Source organism: Bradyrhizobium altum (assembly GCF_020889705.1).
GTDB lineage: Bacteria > Pseudomonadota > Alphaproteobacteria > Rhizobiales > Xanthobacteraceae > Bradyrhizobium > Bradyrhizobium altum.
This window is the reverse complement of the sequence record NZ_JACMYP010000348.1, coordinates 1-7,658: the sequence shown is the minus strand read 5'-3', so window position 1 is coordinate 7,658 and position 7,658 is coordinate 1. Positions and strand designations below refer to the sequence as shown.

General features: G+C 64.4%; 8 protein-coding genes and 1 pseudogene. 8 read left to right on the top strand and 1 reads right to left on the bottom strand.

Going from position 1 to position 7,658, the window contains the following annotated elements; genetic code table 11:
• Positions 1-503: flagellar biosynthetic protein FliO (locus H8B02_RS42935; protein WP_229171789.1), on the bottom strand; the 503-nt coding region annotated here is incomplete at its 3' end.
• 370 nt (positions 504-873) lie between these two features.
• Here H8B02_RS42935 and flgB point away from each other — a divergent pair.
• The 8 genes and pseudogenes from flgB to H8B02_RS42895 all read left to right on the top strand — a co-directional run.
• Positions 874-1,284 carry a flagellar basal body rod protein FlgB gene (gene flgB / locus H8B02_RS42930; protein WP_229171786.1) on the top strand — a complete coding sequence of 137 codons (411 nt, stop codon included), beginning with the start codon at positions 874-876 and terminating at the stop codon, positions 1,282-1,284.
• An 84-nt stretch (positions 1,285-1,368) separates the two neighbouring features.
• Positions 1,369-1,794: a flagellar basal body rod protein FlgC gene (gene flgC, locus H8B02_RS42925; protein WP_229171785.1), complete on the top strand. Its 426-nt coding sequence runs from the start codon at positions 1,369-1,371 to the stop codon at positions 1,792-1,794.
• A gap of 26 nt (positions 1,795-1,820) precedes the next feature.
• The gene (fliE, locus tag H8B02_RS42920) at positions 1,821-2,132 is read left to right on the top strand and encodes a flagellar hook-basal body complex protein FliE (RefSeq protein ID WP_173637542.1); all 312 of its coding nucleotides are present in this window, start codon (positions 1,821-1,823) and stop codon (positions 2,130-2,132) included.
• A gap of 110 nt (positions 2,133-2,242) precedes the next feature.
• Positions 2,243-2,506, top strand: a complete 264-nt coding sequence (gene fliQ, locus H8B02_RS42915; protein WP_050401183.1) for a flagellar biosynthesis protein FliQ — start codon at positions 2,243-2,245, stop codon at positions 2,504-2,506.
• Positions 2,507-2,524: 18 nt separating this feature from the next.
• Positions 2,525-3,295, top strand: coding sequence for a flagellar biosynthetic protein FliR (gene fliR / locus H8B02_RS42910; RefSeq protein ID WP_092115392.1), 771 nt, complete (start codon positions 2,525-2,527; stop codon positions 3,293-3,295).
• 115 nt (positions 3,296-3,410) lie between these two features.
• On the top strand, positions 3,411-4,484 hold the full coding sequence (gene flhB, locus H8B02_RS42905) for a flagellar biosynthesis protein FlhB (RefSeq protein WP_092115391.1): 1,074 nt from the start codon (positions 3,411-3,413) through the stop codon (positions 4,482-4,484).
• 141 nt (positions 4,485-4,625) lie between these two features.
• Positions 4,626-7,205 (top strand): cell cycle histidine kinase CckA, encoded by a 2,580-nt coding sequence (cckA, locus tag H8B02_RS42900; protein ID WP_229171791.1) that lies wholly within the window; start codon positions 4,626-4,628, stop codon positions 7,203-7,205.
• 237 nt (positions 7,206-7,442) lie between these two features.
• Positions 7,443-7,658: pseudogene (locus tag H8B02_RS42895) on the top strand (hypothetical protein); the annotation flags it as partial.

Here is a 7,658-nt window from a genome sequence, read left to right as displayed (position 1 = left end):
GCCGTAAAGCCCGTCAGCGGATCGTTGCGACGCTCGGCGATCGGCGGCGGAGGCCGGCGCAGCTCGTCGGCGAAGGAGGGGCGTGCCTGACGCGGCGGTAGCTCCGGCTCGGGAAGCTCGAAATTGTCGGAACGGGCAGCTTCGCTCTCGTTCCAGGCGGCATCCGGAAGCGGCGCCACGCGCGGCGGCGCGGCATCGGCTGCGACCGCGGGGCGGGTCGACATCTGATCGCGCCCCGGCATCGCCCGGACGATATTCGGCTCGACGACGATGTCGGTGGGACCACCGATCATCAGCAGATGCTCGATGTTGTCGCGGCGGACCAGCACCAGCCGGCGGCGGCCATCGACGGCAGCCGCGTCGATCACGGCCAGTCGCGGCATGCGTCCGCGGTTGGCGTTGGCGCCGAGGCGGTTTCCGGCGAAGCGGCGGACGAGCCATGCGATGACGCCGATCAGCGCCAGCACGACAACGAATGCCAAGACGAATGTAATGACCTGCATATTGGAGTCCCCGGCCATCGTGGCCTTCCTCAGCTTCCGCCATCAACGAGCGCGGATTGATAGGTGCGGTTTGCGCAGCGAATCGCGCCCGAGATTCGCCTTATTTCTTAATTCCCAGCGGCTTGCAGCCGACTGTTCTATTAATAAACCAAGAATCGCTTGTCCCAAAACGACTTCTCAGCGCCCCACGCTGTCTTGGTTTGTGCTGGTTAACGCAGCATTCGTGGCGAAAATGCGCTCGCCGGCCGCAGTTGCGGCGTTCTCCACGGCTCCGTCCGACATTTTAACCACCCGTTAACCATACACCGGGCAAATTCTGCCTACCTCGGAAGGCCCAAGGGGCGTCCAAGAGGTTAATGGAGCCGCGGCGATGTCCATGAACGATCTGCCGATCCTGTCGGCGTTGCGCAGCAAGATGCAGTGGCACCAGGAGCGCCAGCGGGTGCTCGCCGAGAACATTTCCAATTCCGACACGCCGAACTTCCGGCCGCGCGACCTGGTCGAGCCGAAGTTCGACCGGGCCGACGCCACGGTCGGCGGCGGCATGGGGACGCTGCCGATGATGCAGACCAGCGCCACCCACATGGCGGCGTCCGGCGCGCCGGACACATTCGACAATGATCGCGGCAAGAGCGGGTTCCAGACCCGCCCGGCCGGCAACGCGGTCAATCTCGAGGACCAGATGCTGAAAGTGTCGGCCAACCAGATGGACTACGCGGTCGTCACCTCGCTCTACAGCAAGAGCCTGCATCTGCTGAAGACCGCGATCGGCAAGGGCTAGGGCATGATCCGGAAAAGTGTGAAGCGGTTTTCCGAGAAGATCATGCCCAAACCAGCAAAAGCCTGACGGCGGCGGGAGGATCCCATGGCAGATGGAACAAGCGATTTCACCCGCTCGATGAGCATCGCGACCTCGGGCCTGCGCGCGCAGGCGGGGCGGATGCGGGTGATCTCGGAAAATATCGCCAACGCCGATTCGACGGCGCAGACCGCGGGCGGCGATCCGTATCGCCGAAAGGTGCCGACCTTCTCCTCCGCGCTCGATCGTTCGCTCGACGCCCAGGTCGTGACGCTCGGCCGGATACGCCCCGACCAGTCGTCATTCCGCATCAAGCAGGAGCCGGGCAATCCGGCGGCGGACGCCTCCGGCAACGTCAAATATCCGAACGTCAATCCGATGGTCGAAATGACCGACATGCGCGACGCCCAGCGCTCCTATGAGGCGAACCTCAACATCATCAGCGCGACGCGGCGGATGATCCAGCGCACGCTCGACATCCTCAAGTCCTGACGCAACAAGAACAGGGAACGTAAATCATGGCTACACCGACCGTCGCCGCCAACGCCTACGCCAGCCTCGCGAAATTGATGGAGCGCGGCGGTGTCGAGAAGGCCGGGCAGGCGGTCGCCGGCCCGTCCTTCAGCGCGCTGCTGAAGGACTCCGTCGGCAGCGTGCTGGAAGCGGGCAAGAAGTCCGACGCGCAGACCATGGCGATGGCGTCCGGCAAAGCGAATGTGATGGATGTGGTGACGGCGGTCGCCGACACCGACGTTGCGGTGTCGACGCTGGTCTCGGTGCGCGACCGTGTGATCCAGGCCTACGAAGACATCATGAAGATGCCGATTTGATTTCACTGTCTTTCCGGGGCGCGAAGCGAACCCGGAACCTCGAGATTCCGGGTTCGCGCTTCGCGCGCCCCGGAATGACGAAGCAAGTTGCAAGAAGCGAGAACACAACAATGACCGGCCCTGAAACTCTCGACGTGGCACGCGATGCGATCTGGACCATCGTGCTGGTGTCGTCGCCTTTGATGGTGGTCGGCCTCGTGGTCGGCGTCGTGGTGTCATTGTTCCAGGCACTGACCCAGATCCAGGAACAGACACTGGTCTTCGTGCCGAAGATTCTCGCGATCTTCGTCACATTGCTGCTAGCGCTGCCCTTCATGGCGGACGCGCTCTCCAGCCACATGATGCGGATTTCGTCGCGAATCATCGGCGGTTGATGCACTAATGCCGCGGTCATGCGCATCGATGTCTCCCTGCTTCCGGCGCTGGCCGCAATCTTCGTGCTGGTCTTCGCGCGCGTGGGCGCGATGGTGATGCTGCTGCCCGGTTTCGGCGAGAGCAACATCCCGGCACGGGTCAAGCTGTCGATCGCGCTGCTGCTGACGCTGATCATCCTCCCCCTGCATCGCAATGCCTATCATGTCGACCTGACGTCGATCTCCTCGCTCGGCGTCCTGATGGTGCATGAGCTGATCATCGGCATCGTGCTCGGCGCGACCGCGCGGGTGACGCTGTCGGCGCTCAACGTCGCGGGCTCCGTGATCGCCCAGCAGCTCGGCCTCGGCTTCGTCACCGCCGTCGACCCGACCCAGGGACAGCAGGGCCAGATCGTCGGCAACTTCCTCACCATCCTCGGCCTGACGCTGCTGTTCGCCACCGACAGCCACTATCTCGTCATCGCAGCGCTGAGCGAAAGCTACCGCATCTTCTCGCCGGGCGAGATCATGCCGACCGGCGACGTCGCCGCGCTTGCGACCTCCGCGTTCTCCGCCGCCTTCAAGATCGGCCTGCAGCTGTCGGCGCCGTTCCTGGTGTTCGGCCTCGTCTTCAACATCGGGCTCGGCGTGCTGGCGCGGCTGATGCCGCAGATGCAGGTCTACTTCGTCGGCGTGCCGCTCTCGATCGTGGTCGGCTTCCTGATCTTCGGCGTCGTGCTCGCGGCGATGATGAATACCTATTTCGACTACTTCAACGGCGTCATGCGCCAACTCGCTCCAATGAATTGATGAGTTAGAGCGTTTTCGAGCGAAGTGGGAACCGGTTCGCGTGAAGAAAACGCGTCAAAAATAGGGACCGCAGAACATGATGCGATCAAGTCGCATCATGTTCTAGGGAGAAGAGATGGCCGACGATACCGAAGACAAAACAGAAGACCCTACGCAAAAACGTCTCGATGACGCTCTTGAGAAAGGCGACGTCGTCAAGAGCCAGGAGGTCAACACCTGGTTCATCATTGCCGGCGCCACGTTGGTGCTGTCGACCTTCTCGGGCTCGATCGGCGGCGGCATCTTGATGCCGCTGCGCAATCTGATCGCCAATTCATGGATGATCCGCACCGACGGTGCCGGCCTGCTGCAACTGACCCAGACGCTTGGCTACGCGGTGGTCGCCGCGATCGGCGTGCCGTTCCTGATGCTGGCGCTGGCCGCGATCGCGGGCAACATGATCCAGCATCAGCTGGTGTGGTCGGGCGAGCAGCTCAAGCCGAAATTCTCCAAGATCTCGCCGGCGGCCGGCTTCAAGCGGCTGTTCGGCAAGCAGGCGGTGGCGAATTTCCTCAAAGGCCTGTTCAAGCTGATCGCGCTCGGCGTCGTGATGGTCATGGTGCTGTGGCCCGATCGGCTGCGGATGGAATCGTTCCTGCGGGTCGATCCGGCTGAGCTGCTGCCCGCCATCACCGGCATGACGGTGCACCTGCTGGCGGCGGTGGTCGCCCTCCTCGCCGTGGTTGCGATCGCCGACTACTTCTTCCAGTACCGGACCTGGTACGAGCGTCACAAGATGTCGCTGCAGGAGATGAAAGAGGAGTTCAAGCAGTCGGAAGGTGACCCGCACGTCAAGGGCAGGATCAAGCAGTTGCGGGTGCAGCGCGCCAAGAAGCGCATGATGGCCCAGGTTCCGAAGGCCTCGGTGATCATCACCAACCCGACCCACTATTCGGTGGCGCTGGCCTACGACCGCAGCATGTCGGCGCCGATCTGCGTCGCCAAGGGCGTCGACAACCTCGCCTTCAAGATCCGGGAGATCGCCAAGGAGCACGACATTCCGATCGTGGAGAACGTGCCGCTGGCCCGGGCGCTCTATGCGACCGTCGAAATCGACAAGGAAATCCCGGTCGAGCACTACCATGCGGTTGCCGAAATCATCGGCTACGTGATGCGGCTGAGGCGCGGCCTGTCCGGCCTGCGCCAGTAAGGGGCGGAAAACCGCCTGAAATGCGCGTAACTTGCGAAATTGCCGCCTGATGGACTTGCGTTTTCGGGTCCGATTCAGGCACTCAGGGACGAGGTGGCCGGCCGGTCGCCTTCGTGATGCAGACGAGCCATGTCTCTCCAGATGACCGCCGATAGCAACGATCCTCCCGCGACCGAGCCGTTCGTGGCTCACGGGCCAGCGCGGCGGAGCGGCAGTATCCTGCTGGTGCTCCTGATCGCCACCGGCATCGTCGCGGTGGCCGTCTGGCTCATGACCATCGGCCGGACCCAGGCGCAGCCCTATATCCTCTTTGTGCTGGCGCTGCTCGCCACCGTCGGGCTGTTCAACCTGTTCGCGCTTGCCGCCGGCATCATCCGCTTTTCCGACCGCACGAGCGACGACCCGGTGATGGGACGGATCGCCGACCATGCCCATGAAGGGCTCGTCGTCACCGACTCCCGCGGCCACGTGGTCTATTCCAACGCCGCCTATCTCACGCTGACCGGCGCGGCCGGTCCGCACGACGTCCGTCCCGTCGAACGCGTCTTCATCGGCAACCCCGATGTCTCCGAGGCGGTGTTCCGCCTGTTGAAGGCGGCGCGCGAGGGCAAGCGGCAGCAGGAGGAGGTCCGCGTCGCCGGGCACGAGGCCGGGCAAGGTGGTGGACAAGGCCGCTGGCTGCGGCTGCGGGTCCGCCCGCTCGGCGAGGGCAAGCGCGACGCGAAATATGCGGTGTGGTCGATCGCCGACGTCACCCGCGACCGCGAGCGCCAGGAAGACGTGTTCCAGGAGCTGCGGCACGCGATCGAATATCTCGATCACGCGCCGTGCGGCTTCTTCTCGGTCAATCCGGCCGGCGAGATCGCCTATATCAACGCCACGCTGGCCAACTGGCTGGACTACGATCTCGCCGAGATCGGCTCGGGCGGCCTGAAGCTGACCGACATCGTCTCGGGCGACGGCGCTGCGCTGCTGACCTCGATCGCGGCGGTGCCCGGCGAGGTCAAGACCGAGGTGTTCGACATCGACCTGCGGATGCGCGGCGGCAAGACCGTCCCGGTGCGGCTCTATCACAAGCTCGCCTTCGGCGCCGACGGCGCGGCGGGCGCCTCGCGCACGCTGGTGATCAGCCGCGCCCGCGACGAGCATTCCGATCCGGAACGCGCCGCCGAGGTGCGCTTCATGCGCTTCTTCGACCATACGCCGATGGCGATCGCGACCGTCGATCGCGGCGGCAATGTGGTCGGTGCCAATGCGCGCTATGCCAAGCTTACGCAGGGGCTGAACGGCGACGGCGGCGCGGCCAAGTCGATCTTCCGCGCAGTCAATCCGCGCGACCGCGGCCTGTTGATCGCCGCCATCAACCAGGCTGCCGAAGGCCAGGGCGATATCGCGCCGGTCGAGGTGATGCTCGACGGGCCTAAGGAGCGCTCCGCCCAGTTCTTCGTCACCACCGTCGAGAAGGATGAGCGCGATGTCGAGACCGCGATCGTCTACATGCTCGAGACCACCGAGCGGCGCGCTCTGGAAAACCAGATCAACCAGTCGCAGAAGATGGAGATGGTCGGTCAGCTCGCCGGCGGCATCGCGCACGACTTCAACAACGTGCTGTCGGCCATCATGATGGCGAACGACTTCCTGCTGAACGCGCACAAGCCGACCGACCCGTCGTTCCAGGACATCATGCAGATCAAGCAGAACGCCACCCGCGCCGCGACGCTGGTGCGGCAGCTGCTTGCATTCTCGCGCCGCCAGACGCTGCGGCCGCAGGTGCTCGATCTCGGCGATGCGCTCTCCGACCTCACCATGCTGCTGCGCCGACTGATCGGCGAGAAGGTCAAGCTCGACCTCGTGCATGGCCGCGATCTGTGGCCGGTGAAGGTCGACGTCTCGCAATTCGAGCAGGTGGTGGTCAATCTCGCGGTGAACGCGCGCGACGCGATGCCCGACGGCGGCAAGCTGATCATCCGCACCGTCAATGTGCCGACCGAGGAAGCCGCCCAGCTCGCCAACAAGGGCATGCCGGCGGCGGACTATGTGAAGATCGAGATTTCGGACACCGGCACCGGCATTCCGCACGAGATCATCGACAAGATCTTCGAGCCGTTCTTCTCGACCAAGGAAGTCGGCAAGGGCACCGGCCTCGGCCTGTCCACGGTCTACGGCATCGTCAAGCAGACCGGCGGCTTCGTCTATGTCGATTCCGTGCCGGGCGGCGGCACCACGTTCCGGATCTATTTGCCGCGGCATCACCAGGAGCAGGAGGTTGCACCGGAGGCGCATGCCGGCAACGGCGCGGCAAAGGAGACTGCTACTGCAGAAGCCGCCAAGCCGAAGCCGGATCTCACCGGGCAGGGCACCATCCTGCTGGTCGAGGACGAGGACGGCCTGCGCTCGCTGAATGCGCGCGGCCTGCGTTCGCGCGGCTACAGCGTGATCGAGGCGGCGAACGGCGTCGAGGCGCTGGAGGCGTTCGAGGAGAACAACGGCAAGGTCGATCTCGTCGTCTCCGACGTCGTGATGCCGGAGATGGACGGGCCGACGCTGCTGAAGGAAATGCGCAGCCGCAATGCGGAGCTGAAGATCATCTTCGTCTCGGGCTATGCCGAGGACGCGTTCGAGAAGAGCCTGCCGGAGAACCAGCAGTTCGCGTTCCTGCCGAAGCCGTTCACGCTGACGCAGCTGGTCGCCGCAGTGAAGGAAACCATGACGGCGAACTAGGCCCGGGCGACGAGCCACGATTTCCCGCAGGGCAGGGGCAATGTTGCAATGCGGTCGCGATTGAAACCGGGCCCCATCTCGCGCTAGGAGGGGCTGTCGCATCCACAAGGCCCATAGTGTCACATCGCCGCGACCGAGGGCCGCAGCCGCGGTTCCCGTTTCCCGCTTCACTTTTGACCGGCTCTGCCCATGTTAGGGGCGTTTCCCCATGCCGGGGAATCCTTTGAGGAAACCAACATGAATTTCTCGCAACGCACGCGTGGAATTGTCCGGGCGATCGCCGTCGCGATGGCGCTGGCGCTGCCCGTGATGATGACCGTTTCGGCGGCCGACGCCCGCGTTGGCGGCGGCGGCTCGCGCGGCTCGCGGACATTCTCCGCGCCGCCCTCGACCAGCACCGCGCCGGGCTCGGTTGCTCCGATGAACCGTACCTTCAGCCAGCCTGGTAGCCCC